The 14,412-nt window shown below is 68.4% G+C and carries 11 protein-coding genes; 6 read left to right on the top strand and 5 right to left on the bottom strand.

Going from position 1 to position 14,412, the window contains the following annotated elements; all coding sequences use genetic code 11:
- Positions 1 to 92 precede the first annotated feature (92 nt).
- Positions 93 to 716, top strand: a complete 624-nt coding sequence (locus MC380_RS07105) for a thymidine kinase (protein WP_242102288.1) — start codon at positions 93 to 95, stop codon at positions 714 to 716.
- On the opposite strand, the gene MC380_RS07100 is transcribed toward MC380_RS07105, so the two are convergent.
- From MC380_RS07100 to mutM, 3 genes are all read right to left on the bottom strand, one after another.
- Positions 709 to 3,561 carry a serine/threonine-protein kinase gene (locus MC380_RS07100; protein ID WP_242163895.1) on the bottom strand — a complete coding sequence of 951 codons (2,853 nt, stop codon included), beginning with the start codon at positions 3,559 to 3,561 and terminating at the stop codon, positions 709 to 711. The genes MC380_RS07105 and MC380_RS07100 overlap by 8 nt on opposite strands.
- 102 nt (positions 3,562 to 3,663) lie before the next feature.
- Complete coding sequence (locus MC380_RS07095) at positions 3,664 to 4,227, bottom strand: ECF-type sigma factor (RefSeq protein ID WP_242102290.1); 564 nt, start codon at positions 4,225 to 4,227, stop codon at positions 3,664 to 3,666.
- 66 nt (positions 4,228 to 4,293) lie between these two features.
- The gene (gene mutM, locus MC380_RS07090) at positions 4,294 to 5,151 is read right to left on the bottom strand and encodes a bifunctional DNA-formamidopyrimidine glycosylase/DNA-(apurinic or apyrimidinic site) lyase (RefSeq protein ID WP_242102291.1); all 858 of its coding nucleotides are present in this window, start codon (positions 5,149 to 5,151) and stop codon (positions 4,294 to 4,296) included.
- Positions 5,152 to 5,419: 268 nt separating this feature from the next.
- On the opposite strand from mutM, the gene MC380_RS07085 reads away from it, so the two are divergent.
- The 5 genes from MC380_RS07085 to otsA all read left to right on the top strand — a co-directional run bounded on the left by MC380_RS07085 (position 5,420) and on the right by otsA (position 11,141).
- Entirely contained in the window at positions 5,420 to 6,628 is a 1,209-nt protein-coding gene (locus tag MC380_RS07085) for a fatty acid desaturase (RefSeq protein ID WP_242102292.1), read from the top strand.
- 125 nt (positions 6,629 to 6,753) lie between these two features.
- Positions 6,754 to 7,095: a hypothetical protein gene (locus tag MC380_RS07080; RefSeq protein ID WP_343223550.1), complete on the top strand. Its 342-nt coding sequence runs from the start codon at positions 6,754 to 6,756 to the stop codon at positions 7,093 to 7,095.
- Positions 7,096 to 7,264: 169 nt separating this feature from the next.
- Positions 7,265 to 7,972: a trehalose-phosphatase gene (gene otsB, locus MC380_RS07075; protein WP_242163893.1), complete on the top strand. Its 708-nt coding sequence runs from the start codon at positions 7,265 to 7,267 to the stop codon at positions 7,970 to 7,972.
- A gap of 11 nt (positions 7,973 to 7,983) precedes the next feature.
- The gene (locus tag MC380_RS07070) at positions 7,984 to 9,765 is read left to right on the top strand and encodes a glycoside hydrolase family 15 protein (protein ID WP_277929366.1); all 1,782 of its coding nucleotides are present in this window, start codon (positions 7,984 to 7,986) and stop codon (positions 9,763 to 9,765) included.
- Complete coding sequence (otsA, locus tag MC380_RS07065) at positions 9,762 to 11,141, top strand: alpha,alpha-trehalose-phosphate synthase (UDP-forming) (RefSeq protein WP_242102296.1); 1,380 nt, start codon at positions 9,762 to 9,764, stop codon at positions 11,139 to 11,141. The genes MC380_RS07070 and otsA overlap by 4 nt, the downstream gene beginning before the upstream one ends.
- Positions 11,142 to 11,210: 69 nt before the next feature.
- Here the strand turns inward: otsA and MC380_RS07060 are convergent, their stop codons facing one another.
- Positions 11,211 to 12,869, bottom strand: coding sequence for an MFS transporter (locus tag MC380_RS07060; RefSeq protein WP_242102297.1), 1,659 nt, complete (start codon positions 12,867 to 12,869; stop codon positions 11,211 to 11,213).
- Between the two features lie 12 nt (positions 12,870 to 12,881).
- Complete coding sequence (locus MC380_RS07055) at positions 12,882 to 14,243, bottom strand: DcaP family trimeric outer membrane transporter (RefSeq protein WP_242102960.1); 1,362 nt, start codon at positions 14,241 to 14,243, stop codon at positions 12,882 to 12,884.
- Positions 14,244 to 14,412 lie beyond the last annotated feature (169 nt).

Genomic DNA, 14,412 nt, shown 5'->3' with positions numbered 1-14,412 from the left:
GGAGTAGTCGGTGGTACTTGCTCGGCTTCATCGGTCGATCGCGCCGCGCACGCTTGTTGCAGCGCGTTGGGTCAGGGCCCACCCTATGGGCCATGGCCAAGCTCTACTTCTACTACTCGGCGATGAACGCGGGGAAGACCACGACCCTGCTGCAGTCCGCGCACAACTATCGCGAGCGCGGGATGCGGGTGATGATCCTGACCCCGCGGCTGGATCATCGCGACGGCGCGGGTACGGTCGCATCGCGCATCGGGCTCAGCGCCGAAGGCCTGGCGTTCGACCAAGGCGACGATCTGCTCGAGCAGGTGCGCCGCGATGTCGACGCGCACGGACCGTTGCATTGCGTCCTCGTGGACGAAGCCCAGTTCCTGACCCGGGCGCAGGTGTGGCAGCTGACCGAAGTGGTGGACGCGCTGCGCATCCCGGTGCTTTGTTACGGCCTGCGCACCGACTTCCGCGGCGAGCTGTTCGAGGGCAGCCAGTGCCTGCTGGCCTGGGCCGACGAACTGGTCGAGATCAAGACCATCTGCCATAGCGGCAGCAAGGCCACCATGACCGTGCGCGTGGACGAACGCGGCTATGCCGTGCAGGACGGACCGCAGGTCGAGATCGGAGGCAACGAGCGCTACGTGTCGGTGTCGCGCGCGGAGTTCAAGAAGATCGTGCGCGGGGACGGGCGGATCGAACCGCTGCAGGGTTCGCTTCCGCTCACCTGATGCGCGCGATGCCGGGCGGCCCGGCCGAACAGGCGGCATGGATCGCGGCGACTTCGCGGCCCAGCTCGCCTCCTTCCGGTTGCGCGCGCGCCAGTTCGGATTGCAGTGCCTGCAAACTGGCGGCTGCCTCGTTCGCCGCCTCTGGTTGCCGGCAACGCGCCTGTGCGGCGTAGGCGCGTGCGCGCCAGCGCAGCTTGGCCGTTTCGGCATCGGTGCCGGGCACACGAGTGATCGCGTCGATGGCACGCAGCGCGGCCGGGTTCACGGAGCTGCCGGCCAGCGCGCGGAACCGGGCCAGCGAGAGCGCCGCCCGATGGGTATGCGGATGGTGTTCGCCATAGCCGGCACGGGTGAGCCTGCTCGCCGAACGCAAACTGGCTTCCGCGGCAGCCGCTTGTCCAAGCGCCGCCTGCACTTCCCCGATCAGGCGGTCGGTATCGCCCACCAGCGGATGATCCGCACTCACCTGTGCGACGCGCAGGCTGCGCGCTTCAACGAGCAGGGGCAGGGCTTCGCGATCGGCACCCGACTCGTGCAGCACCATGGCCTTGTTGAACAACAGCCCAGCCAGATTGTTCGGCGCTGGCGCCTCGCGCAGGATCGCAAGGCCATGGTCGAACAGGGACAGGGCCTCGCGGGTGCGCCCTTGCTCCCAGGCGATGATCGCCAGGCTGTTGTCGTCGCGGGCGACGTCGGTGTGGTGGGCGCCCAGTCGGGCGATGAGCCAATGCCGCGACTGCCGGAATTCCATCTGCGCCGCTCCGAAGCGTCCTTGATCCACGAACAGCGCCGCGAGCTGACGGCGCGCATCCACGGTCGCGCGATGCTGACCGCCATGCAGGTCCATGGCCAGGGCGAGAGCGCCGCGGCAATGGCGCTCGGCCTGACCCAGACGGCCTTCGCTGCGCTCGAGCGCGCAGATAGTGCGTTCCAGTTCGATCGACAGCGGGTGGCGCGTGCCCACGCGTGCGCGCAGATCGCCCAGCGCTTGGCGGTACTCGGCGAGCGCCTGTCCGGCATTGCCGGCATCGGCATGCAGGCTGGCCAGGTCGGCCAGGTTCTCGACCATGCCGACATCGCTATCGGGCAGCGAGCGTCGCAGTTCGAGCGATCGCTGGAACAGCAGTCGCGCAGTCGCAGCACCTCCCGTGGCGCGCTGGCAGCGGCCCAGCTGCGAATAGAACTCCGCGGCCTGGAGCGTGGCCTGGCGCTCGTAGCGGCGGGCGAATTCGCTATGCGTCTGCATCGTGGCGATGCAGTCCTGCGGATCGCCCTGCAGGCGGCGGATACGACCGAGATCCGCGGTGGAGGACAGCACCAGCGCAGGCGGTGGATCGCGCAGGCTGGCGATCAGCGCGGCCTGGCGGCGCAGCAGTGCATCGGCCTGGCGATAGTCGCTCAGCCCTACCCGCAGCTGGGCGATGACGCCGTACAGCTCGGCCCGGGTCTCGGGCTGACGGGCGAGTTCGCGATCGACGCGCTCCAGGCCGGTGTCGAGCAGGCGCGGCAGATCGAGCTGGCCGTTGGCCGAGGCGTTGCCGGCCTGCTCGATCAGGCCGACGACGAAGGCCTGCATGGCCTGGGCGCGCGTGGCCTCGCGGACGGCGTTCTGCGCCTGCCAGGCCACGATGCCCAGCGCGGCCCCCAGCACGATTGCGATGAGGGCGCCGGTCCCCAACGCCCAGCGATGGCGGGCGACATACTTGCGGATCCGATAGCCGATGCCCTGCGGGCGCGCCTGCACCGGCTTGCCGTCGCGAAAGCGCTGCACGTCGAGTGCCAGCGCCTCGGCCGAGGCATAACGCTGCTCGGGGCGCTTGGCCAGCGCCTTGAGCGCGATGTTGTCCAGGTCGCCTGCAACCATGCGCGCCCGCCGCCGCAGGTTCTGCGCGTTCTCGCGGTCGGGTTCCGCCTCCGCGGTGCGCATCAAGGACAGCGAGGCGCGCTGCGGATCGGCGTGCAGGATCGCCTCCTCCCATTCCGCATCGCTCTGGCGCTTGAGGCGGTAGGGACGCGCATCGGCCAGCAGTTCGAACAGCACCATGCCCAGCGCGTAGACGTCGGTCATGGTGGTGACCGGTTCGCCGCGCAGCTGCTCGGGCGCGGCGTAGTGCAGGGTGAACGTGCGCACGCCGGTACGGGTGTGGTCGGGCAGGGCCTCGGGGCTGTCGAGCAGTTTGGCGATGCCGAAGTCGAGCAGGCGCACCTCGCCCAGCGGCGTCACCAGGATGTTGGAAGGCTTGAGATCGCGGTGCACGATCAGGTTGGCGTGCGCATGGCTCAGCGCACGGCAGATTTGCTGGAACAGCCGCAGCCGCGCGTCGATCGTGATCTCGTGCGCGCGGCACCAGTCGGTGATCGGCTCGCCTTCGACGTATTCCAGTGCGAGATACGGCTGCCCGTCGCCGCTGATGCCGGCATCGAGCAGGCGCGCGATGTGCGGGTGTTCCAGCCGCGCCAGGATCTGGCGCTCGCGGGTGAAGCGCAGGCGCAGGTTGGGATCGGCCAGGCCGGGGCGCAGCAGTTTCAGCGCGACCCGGCGCTGGTACAGCCCGTCGTTGCGCTGCGCCAGCCAGACCTGGCCCATGCCGCCCTCGCCGAGCATGCGCTCGAGGCGATACGGGCCGATGATGCTGCCCGTGCCCAGCCCCGGCATCGGCGCCATCACCGGCTCGCTCAGGAAGTCTTCGCTGTCTTCCTCCAGCCTGAGCAGTTCTTCCAGGTCGTCGGCGAGCTGCGGATCATTTTCGCGCAGCGAAGCCAGGCTTTCGGCGCGCACGGGCGCTTCCTGCTCGAGCAGCGCATCGAGCAGCGGAGAGAGGCGGCGCCAGCGTTCGGCTTCCATGGTTATGCCGGGCCTGGCCGGGCGTTGAATCGGACCATGGCGATGGCAACGCGGAAAGCGGCATGGCGCGGCACGGCGGCGCGCGGAGCCATGTGCGCGTGCTCAGCGTTCCTGCAGCGAGGCGAGCAGGAACATCCGTGCCTTCTGCCAGTCGCGGCGGATGCTGCGCTCGGAGCGTTTGAGCAGGGCCGCGATCTCGAGCTCGGACAGGCCGGCGAAGTAGCGCAGCTCGACCACGTGGGCCAGGCGTTCGTCGACCTCGGACAGCCGCGTGAGCGCCGTGTCCAGCCCCAGCATTTCCTCGTCCAGGCGCAGTCCGCCTTCCACTTCCTCCGGCAGTTCGGTCACCCGGTGCAGGTCGCCGCCGCGCTTTTGCGCCAGGCGCTGGCGCGCGTAGTCGACCACCACGCTGCGCATGGCCGAAGCCGCATAGGCGAAGAAGTGGGCGCGATCCTCGAACTGCGCCTCGCGCCGGCCGACCAGCTTGAGGTAGGCCTCGTGCACGAGCGCGGTCGCATCGAGCGTGTGTCCCTGCTGCCCGGCCAGCTGCCGCCGCGCCATCGCGTGCAGCTCCTGGTAGAGCGTGGACAGAACTTTGCCCATGGCGTCGGCATCGCCCTCGTGGGCAGCGTCCAACCATTGGGTGATGTCGGCGGTATCGGCCATCGCCCTTCCCCGAGACGAACGATGACTATACCGCGAACGCCCTGGACGACGCGGCGCGGCCAGCGCTCAGCGCTGGCAGTTGGGGCACCAGCTGGTGGTGCGCTGGCCAATCGAGGCCTGGCGCAGGGCGCGGCCGCAGCGCGGACATGGCTCCCCGCCGCGGCCGTAGGCGGCCAGTTCCTGTTCGAAATAGCCGGGCGCGCCGTCCGGGGCGAGGAAGTCGCGCAGGGTGGTTCCGCCGCGGGCGATTGCGTGCGCCAGGATGCGCTTCACGGCCTCGGCCAGCGCGGCATAGCGCTCACGGGAGACGCGTCCGGCGGCGCGCAGCGGCGATATGCCGGCAGCGAACAGGGCTTCGGCCGCGTAGATGTTGCCCACCCCGACCACGATCCGTTGATCCATCAGGAAGGTCTTGACCGGAGCCTTGCGTCCGCGGCTGCGTGCGAACAGGTAATCCCCATCGAAAGCTGCCCCATCGAAAGCCGCGCCATCGAAGCCCTCAGACAGCGGCTCAGGGCCCAGCCCCAGCAGCAGCGGGTGCACATCGCCCGGCGCCTGCCATAACAGGCAACCAAAGCGGCGCGGATCGTTGAAGCGCAGCACCCGCCCGGGTCGCGCCCCGCGCCCGGCGAGCGCGATATCCACGTGGTCGTGTTCGCGCACCGGAGTCGCCGCCGGAAGAACCCGCAGGCTGCCGGACATGCCCAGGTGCAGTAGGGCGCTGCCGGCGGCGGTGTCCAGCAGCAGGTACTTGGCCCGGCGACGGACCGCCTCGATCCGCTGCCCGGGCAGCAGTTCGGCGATCTCGGCCGGGATCGGCCAGCGCAGGTCCGGCCGGCGCAGGGTGACCGCAGCGATCCGGCGGCCCTCGAGGTGGGGGGCCAGGCCGCGGCGGGTCGTCTCGACTTCGGGAAGCTCGGGCATCGGCCGATCTTGGGGTGGGCGGGCACGGAAACCAACACCTGCGGTGTCCGCCGACGGACGGCGAATGGGTGCGCGCGAGCATTGCGGCAGCCCGAATGCGGCCGGCGGGGCTGGTCGGAGCGCAGCGCCTCCCCAGGCCGGGATGGCGACCTGAACACCGTACGCGGGCGACGGGTGACGTGGGGCGCCGCAGGCCCCATCATGCTCCAGGGCGCGACCGATCCTGGGCGCATCTTGTTTGCTGGCGAGTGCCAGTTGGAGTTTCATAATGCCCGTTTCCCTGCTCGACTTCCTCGCCGGCGGCCTGCTGCAGACCGGCTTCTGGGGCCTGGCGCTGTATCTGCTGGTTGCAACCCAGCTGACGATCTTCTCCGTGACTTTGTACCTGCACCGCAGCCAGGCGCACCGCGGCGTCGATTTCCATCCGGTCCTGGCGCATTTCTTCCGATTCTGGACCTGGCTGACCACGTCCATGATCACCAAGGAGTGGGCGGCGATCCATCGCAAGCACCACGCCAAGTGCGAGACCGAAGAAGATCCGCACAGCCCGATGTACAAGGGCATCAAGACCGTGTTCTGGCGCGGCGTCGAGCTGTACCGCGAAGCCCGCAGCGATCGCGCGTCAATCGAGCAGTACGGCAAGGGCTGCCCGGACGACTGGATCGAACGCAAGCTCTACACCCCGCACGCCACCCTGGGTCCGACCCTACTGCTGTTCGTCAGCTTCGCCCTGTTCGGCTTCGCCGGCGTGGCCGTGTGGGCGATCCAGATGGCGTGGATTCCGTTCTGGGCGGCGGGCGTGGTCAACGGCCTTGGCCACTGGTGGGGCTATCGCAACTTCGAGACCACCGACACCGCGACCAACCTCACGCCCTGGGGGGTGTGGATCGGCGGCGAGGAACTGCACAACAACCACCATGCATTCCCGTCGTCGGCGAAGTTCGCGCTGCGCAAGTGGGAGTTCGACATCGGCTGGGCCGCGATCAAGGGGCTGGAGACGCTGGGGCTGGCCAAGGTGCTGCGGGTCGCGCCTTCGCTGGACGTGCGGCCCAACATCAATGTGCCCGATGCCGACACCATGAAGGCGTTGCTGGCACACCGCTTCCAGGCGATGACAGATTATCAGCGCAACGTGCTCACGCCCGCCCTGCGCGAGGAAGCCGCCGCTGCGGGCGCCAAACTGCGGGCGCTGCTGCCGCGGCCGCTGCGCAAGGGCATTGTCGACGATGGCCGCTGGCTCAACCCCGAGGCGCGCGAGCAGTTGCAGACCTGGGTCGCACAGCGTCCGCGCATCCGCACGCTGGTCGAGTATCGCGCGCGCCTGAGCGAGGTGCTCGAAGCGCGCAGCAACGACGCCGCCGAGCGGCTGCGCCAGCTGCAGGCCTGGTGCCACGAAGCCGAAGCAAGCGGCATCCGCGTGCTGCAGGAGTATTCGGCGCGGCTCAAGGGCTATTCGCTGCAGTCCGCGCGCGCCTGAACCTGCATCGTTGCGAGATCGACCCCACCCGCCGGAGCGATCCGGCGGGTTTTTCGTTTTGGGCGCGTGCGCAGCGTGTGCGGTCGATCGATTCATGCCCCACGTGAGAACCCGTTTGGCCTAGAATCCGGCGCATGCGTTTCCAGCTGTTCTTCCTGGTCCTGGCGGGGCTCCCTTTGGTCCTGCATGCGCAACTACGCGGCACCGGCGAGTATCTCGCGCGAATGGATGCCAATCGCGACGCCCGCGTCTCGCCGGGTGAATACCAGGACTGGCTGAGCTATGCCTTCGATGCCATGGACCGCAACCGCGACGCGGTGCTGACGGCCGATGAACTTCCCGGTCGCAAGGGCAAGCCGATCACGCGCGCGCAACACCGCGAGCGCCTGGCGGCGACCTTCAAGAAGCAGGACAGCAATCAAGACGGCTTCCTCAGCGCGAAGGAGCTTGCCGCGCCACCGCGCTAACGGCAAAGCGCGCAAGATTGGCCTGGGGGCCACTGCGCGGGAGCGGAGCGCCCACAAATCCCTCGCCGCGTGAGTCCTTACGCGATCCTTACGCGCCGGCCTGCACAATGCCCGGATGCCGGATGCACTCGTTCCCCGTGCAGCCCCGCCCGCACTGGACCCGCGGACGATGGCGCTGTTTCTTGACGTCGATGGTGCGCTGATCGATTTCGCCGACGCGCCGGATCTTGTGGCGGTCGACGCCGCGCTCGTGGCCCGGTTGCAGTCGCTGCAACGCGGTTTTGAGGGCGCGCTGGCGCTCGTCAGCGGCCGCAGGATCGAAACCCTGGATGCGCTGTTCGCGCCGTTGCAGCTGCCCTGCGCCGGACTGCATGGCCTGCAGCGCCGCCATGGCGATGTGGTCGAACAGGCGCCCAGCGCCTCGGTCGAGGCGCTGGCGCGCGTGCGCGAGGCTGGCCTGCAGATCGCGGCGAAATACGACGGCGCGATCGTCGAGGACAAGGGTGTGGCGCTGGCCTTCCACTGGCGTGCCGATCCGCTGGCCGCGGCCGATTTCGAGGCCCTTGCCGCCACGGCGGCGATGGAATTGAGCGGATATCACCTGCAGCACGGCGACCACGTCGTCGAACTGCGGCCGCAGGGCGCGGACAAGGGCACGACCATCGAGGCGTTCCTGCGCGAGCCGCCGTTCGCCGGGCGCACACCGGTGTTCGCCGGCGACGACCTGACCGACGAGCACGGATTCGAAGTAGTGAACCTGCGCAGCGGGATCAGCGTGCTGGTCGGCTCGCGGGAGCCCAGCGTGGCGCGCTATGCGCTGCACGATGTCGCAGCCGTGCACGCATGGCTGGGTGTACACAAGGAACCGATCGCGTGAGGGAAGCGGGTCTGGAAGCCAGCCTCGATCTGGGCCTGGTCGGCAACGGCAGCTTCGCGGCACTGATCGACGCGCGCGGGCGCGTGGTCTGGGCCTGCGTGCCGGCCTTCGACGGCGAGCCGGTGTTCTGCAGCCTGCTGTCGCCGCAGGCAGAAGGCGGCGACTACGCAGTGGAACTGGAGGATTTCTCCCACGCCGAACAGCATTACGTCAGCAATACCGCGATCCTGCGCACGGTGCTGCACGATGCACGTGGCGGTGCGGTGGAGGTCACCGACTTCGCACCGCGCTGGCACCAGTACGGGCGGTTCTACCGGCCGGTGATGCTGGCGCGCAGGATCCGGCCCCTGGCCGGCACGCCGCGGGTGCGCATCGTCCTGCGTCCATTGTGCGACTACGGCGCGCGCGCGCCGCAGCGCAAGTGGGGCAGCAACCACGTGCGCTACGAGGTGCCGGGCCATCCCCTGCGCTTCACCAGCGACGTGCCGGTGCGGCTGCTGCGTGAGGCGCAACCGTTCGTGCTCGATCGGGACATGCACTGCGTGCTGGGCGCGGACGAACCGCTGCGCCGCGGCGTGGCCGATTTCGTGCGCCAGGCCGAAGAGCGTACCCACGCCTACTGGCGCGAATGGACGCGCTACCTGTCGATCCCGCTGGACTGGCAGGAAGCGGTCATCCGTAGTGCGATCACCCTCAAGTTGTGCCAGTACGAGGATACCGGCGCGATCGTCGCCGCGATGACCACCTCCATCCCCGAAGCGCCGCACAGCTCGCGCAACTGGGACTACCGCTATTGCTGGTTGCGCGACGCGACCTTCGTGGTGCGCGCGCTCAACCGGCTGGGCGCCACGCGCAGCATGGAGGATTACCTGGGCTATATCTTCAACCTGGCGGTGGGCGAGGACGGTGCCCTGCAGCCGCTGTACGGAATCGCTTACGAGACCGAACTGACCGAGGACGAGCTGGAATCGCTCGCCGGCTATCGCGGCATGGGCCCGGTCCGGCGCGGCAACCTGGCCTGGGTGCAGAAGCAGCACGACGTCTACGGCAGCGTGGTCCTGGCCTCGTCGCAGCTGTTCTTCGATCTGCGGCTCGAGCACCCGGGCGACGAGGCCACTTTCCGCCGGCTGGAACCGCTAGGCGAGCGCGCCTACGCGCTGTACGACCAGCCCGACGCCGGCCTGTGGGAATTCCGCGGCCGCGAGGAAGTGCATACCTATTCGAGCGTGATGTGCTGGGCCGCCTGCGACCGGCTGGCGAAGATCGCGACGCAGCTCGGCTTGCACGAGCGCACGCGCTTCTGGCGCGAACGCGCCGATGCCATGCATGCGCGCATCGCGGCGCACGCCTGGGACGAGGCGGCGGGGCATTTCGTCGAATCCTGGGACAGCCGCCGGCTGGATGCCAGCCTGCTGCTGCTGGCCGATGTCGGGTTCGTGCAGGCGGACGATCCCCGCTTCGTGGCCACGGTCGAGGCGATCGGACGCGAGCTCAAGCGCGGCGATGCGCTGTTCCGCTATGTCGAGGCCGACGATTTCGGCTTGCCGGAGACCAGCTTCACCATCTGCACGTTCTGGTACATCGATGCGCTGGCGGCGATCGGCAGGATCGACGAGGCGCGCGCACTGTTCGAGCGCATCCTCGCGCGGCGCAATCCACTCGGTCTGCTGTCGGAAGATCTGGCGTTCGAAACCGACGGCGAAGCCTGGGGCAACTTCCCGCAGACCTATTCGCACGTCGGGCTGATCATTGCCGCGATGCGGCTGTCGCGGCCATGGCGGGAGGCCGGATGAACGCGGCATCGCGCCTGGTCGTGGTGTCCAACCGCGTCGCCCTGCCCGACGAGGAGCGGCCCGGAGGACTGGCGGTGGCGCTGCGTGCGGCGCTGGCCGAACGCGGCGGGCTGTGGTTCGGCTGGAGCGGGCATCGTGCGCCGGCGCCGGCGGGGGAGGTGCACGCGCAGCGCGCCGGCCGCATCACCTATGCGACCACGGACCTGACTCGGGCCGAATATGACGGCTATTACGCCGGCTTTTCCAACCGGACGCTATGGCCGCTGCTGCACTTCCGGCTGGACCTGGTGGAATACAGCCGCGAGAACCTGGACGCCTACCTGCGCGTCAATGCGCGTTTCGCCGATGCGCTGATGCCCAGGCTGCGGGACGGCGACACCGTATGGGTGCACGACTACCACCTGCTGCCGCTCGGCGCGCTGCTGCGCGAACGCGGGTTCGGCGGCCGCATCGGCTTCTTCCTGCATGTGCCGATGCCCTCGTCCGATCTGCTCGCCGCACTGCCCGGGCACGAGGCGCTGTTCGGCAACCTGTCGGCCTACGATCTGGTGGGGCTGCAGACGCGCCGCGACGTCGAGCGTCTGCAGGATTACATGCGCCTGTATCGCGGCGCGGACGTGCGCAACGAGCAGGGCCAGGTCCTGATGGCCGATGGCCACCGCTTCCGCGTGGGCGCGTTTCCGATCAGCATCGACACCGCTGCGATCGAGGCGCAGGCGGCCGACGCCATGCGCCGGGCCACGGTGCGGCGTCTGCGCGCCAGCCTGAGCGTGCGCAAGCTCGCCATCGGCGTGGACCGGCTCGACTATTCCAAGGGATTGACGCGCAGGTTCCGGGCGTTCGAACGTTATCTGGAAACCCATCGCGTACACACCGGCAAGGTCACCTTCCTTCAGATCGCGCCGCCCTCGCGCACGGACGTTGCCGTTTATCAGCGGCTGCGCAGCACACTCGAGGGGCTTGCGGGCAGCATCAACGGTCGCCAGGCCGATCCGGACTGGACTCCGGTGCGTTACGTCAACCGCAACTTCAGCCACGACGTGCTGACCGGCTTCTACCGGGTGGCCGATATCGGCCTGGTCACGCCACTGCGCGACGGGATGAACCTGGTGGCGAAGGAATACGTCGCCTCCCAGGCCGCCGAGGATCCGGGCGTGCTGGTGCTGTCGCGCTTCGCAGGCGCGGCGTACGAGCTGCACGAGGCGCTGCTGGTCAATCCCTACGATATCGACGGCGTGGCCGAGGCGATCGCGCAGGCGGCGACGATGTCCCTGGCCGAGCGGCGCGAACGCCATGCCGCGATGCTGGCGACCCTGCGCCGGCACGACATCAACGCGTGGCGACGCGGGTTCCTCGAGGTACTGGGCGGGGCTTAGGGCAGCGGCCCATCGCCAGAACGAAGACGCCGGCCAGCGGCCGGCGTCTTTTCCGCTAAGCGGCCGCGGCTACTTCGTGATATCCACGTCCTTGGTCTCGCGCAGGAACAGCGTGCCGATCACGAAGGTCATCACCGCGATCACGATCGGATACCACAGGCCGTAGTAGATGTTGCCGGTCGCCGCGACCAGGGCGAACGCGATGGTCGGCAGGAAGCCGCCGAACCAGCCGTTGCCGATGTGGTAGGGCAGCGACATCGAGGTGTAGCGGATGCGGGTCGGGAACAGCTCCACCAGCCAGGCCGCGATCGGGCCGTACACCATGGTCACGTAGATCACGAGCACCCACAGGATCAGCAGCACCATCGGCTTGTTGATCCGCGCCGGGTCGGCCTTCTCCGGGTAACCGCCCGCGGTGAGCGCGGTCTTGAGCTCGGCGCCGAAGGCATCGGCCTTGGCCTTGCCCTCGTCCTTGGCCAGGCCTGCACCTTCGTAGCCCGCCACTTCGGTAGTGCCGACCGCGATCTTGGCGACGGTGCCGGCCGGTGCGGCCTGGATCGTGTACGGAATACCGGCCTTGGCCAGCGCCGCGGTCGCGATGTCGCAGGAGTTGGTGAAGACCTTCTTGCCGACCGGATCGAACTGGAACGAACAGGTGTCCGGGTCGGCATGCACCACCGCAGGTGCGCTCGCGCTGGCTTCGGCGACCGCCGGATTGGCGTAATGGGTCAGCGCCTTGAACAGCGGGAAGTAGGTCAGCGCGGCGATCAGGCAGCCGGCCATGATGATGCCCTTGCGCCCGATCTTGTCCGACAGCCAGCCGAAGAAGACGAAGAACGGCGTGCCGAGCACCAGCGCGGCGGCGATCAGCAACCAGGTCGTGGTGGCATCGACCTTCAGCGACTGGGTCAGGAAGTACATCGCATAGAACTGGCCCGCGTACCAGACCACGGCCTGGCCGGCGGTGGCGCCGAGCAGGGCGAGCAGCACGATGCGGCCGTTCTTGGTGAAGAAGCTCTCGGTGATCGGCGCCTTCGAGCCCTTGCCCTCGGCCTTCATCTGCTGGAACAGCGGCGATTCGTTGAGCTGCAGGCGGATCCACACCGAAACGCCCAGCAGCACGATCGACAGCAGGAACGGAATGCGCCAGCCCCAGGCCTCGAAGGCCTCCGTACCCAGCCAGGTACGCACGCCCAGGATCACCAGCAGCGACAGGAACAGGCCCAGCGTCGCAGTAGTCTGGATGAAGCTGGTGTACAGGCCGCGCTTGCCGTGCGGTGCGTGCTCGGCGACATAGGTCGCTGCGCCGCCGTACTCGCCGCCGAGCGCCAGGCCCTGCAGCAACCGCAACGCGATCAGGATCGCCGGCGCGGCGAAGCCGATGCTGGCATAGTTGGGCAGCACGCCGACCAGGAACGTCGACGCGCCCATGATCACGATCGTGACCAGGAAGGTGTACTTGCGCCCGATCATGTCGCCCAGGCGGCCGAAGAACACCGCGCCGAACGGACGCACCGCGAAGCCGGCGGCGAACGCCAGCAGCGCGAAGATGAAGGCGCTGGTGTCGTTGAGGCCGCTGAAGAACTGCTTGGCGATGATCGCGGCCAGCGATCCGTACAGGTAAAAGTCGTACCACTCGAACACGGTGCCCAGGCTGGAGGCGAAGATGACCTTCTTGTGTCCCTGGGTGAGCGGCGCGGGTGCGGCTTCGACGGTGGTGGTGGACATGTGGTCTCCCCTTTAGAAGCTGAACTTGACGTGGGTGTGCAGGCGGCTCAGGTCGCCTTCGCGGTCGTCCTCGAGAAAACGCTGACCGTAGATCAGCTCCGCGCCCAGGTCCAGCTTCGGGAACGGCGAGTAGATCAGGTTGGCATGCAGCGAATGCGCGCGCTCGGTGACCCCGTAACCGGTGATGTCGACGTCGTTGTCGAAATGCGCCATCGAGTAGAACAGGTTGCCGCGCAGTTTCGGATTGAAGGCATGGCGCCATCCGGCGAAGGCGCCGTAGCCGTCGAGCGCGTGCAGGTCGCCGTTCGCATCCTGGACCACGTCGCTGCCCAGCCCGAGGGCGAGATAGCGGCCGATGCCGCTGCCGGCGTTCACCGCGTAGCGGATGTCGTCGTTGGCGCCCAGATTGAACTTGCCCGAGACGCTGATCGCCGCGCCGGTTTCGGTGTCGTCGCCGAACTTGAACTGGCGCACCAGGCCGGCGACGGTGAAGTGACCCCAGTCGCCCTTGGTCAGCCAGCGTGCGGTGATGTCCGGCGCGACGTTGTCGCCGGTATTGAAGCGCGCGGCCGTGCCGAGGTACGGCGTGACCGTGGTCTGCGGATTTTCCACCGAGACCGACCACGGCCCCTTGGTGTAGCGCAGCTGGGCCTGGCGGACGAACACGGTGCCGTCGGTCGGGCCGATGAAGTCGACCGCGTCCGGCAGCGCGGCCACGTCCATGAAGTTCGACCAGGTCTGGCCGGCCAGCCACTCGTTCCAGCTCACGTAGGCCTGGCGCAGGGTGATCCCGTAGGTATTGGTCGCGGTCTCGTTGCCGGCCAGCGCGTTGTTGCCGCCGCCGAACATGTCGGCTTCGATGTAGGCCTTGAACTTGTCGCCAGCATCGGTGACGTGGTCGGCGCTGAACCAGAAGCGCGAGAACTGGGCGTGGAAATCGGTGTAGGCATCGCCGCCTTCGGCGGTGTCGTCGCCCACCGGGATCTGGCTGGGCAGGTAGAACATGCGTCCGGCGGAACCATCCGCGATGCGTCCGTCGCTGGTGTCGGTGGCCATCGCATCCATCTTGATGAAGCCGCCGTAGGAGAACGTGGTCCCCGGGTTGGCGGTGGCCATGATCGTGGTGCCCTGAATTGGCTGCTTGCCTTCTGGCGCCGGCTTGGGCATCTGCGCCTGCGCGGTCTTCACCTCGGTGACCTGCGCCTGGGTGTCGGCCACCTGGGTCTGGGTCTGCTGCTGCTGCGCCACCAACTGCTCGACCATCTTCTCCAGCTGTGCCACCCGTGCTTCGAGCTCGCGTTCCTTGGCGGTCTGCGCCAGGACCATGCCGGGTGCGGCCAGGGCCAGCGCAACGGCCAGCGACAGCCGCGCCATCCCCGGCGCCCGGCGCCCGACGGTGTGCCGCGCAATGCGGTCCGAATCCGACATGTTCCCCTCCCGCGCAGTCCGGCGGCCCAGTGCCGCGCCGCCGACCATGCCCGCCCGGGCCGGGCGCGTCGATTCGCCAATGGTCGATACGACCAAGGTCTAAGCCCCAGCCATG

Source organism: Lysobacter sp. M15 (assembly GCF_022662515.1).
In the GTDB taxonomy this organism is placed as follows: Bacteria; Pseudomonadota; Gammaproteobacteria; order Xanthomonadales; family Xanthomonadaceae; genus JAKPBU01.
The sequence above is the reverse complement of the archived record's forward strand: the minus strand, read 5'-3'. Positions and strand labels throughout refer to the sequence as shown.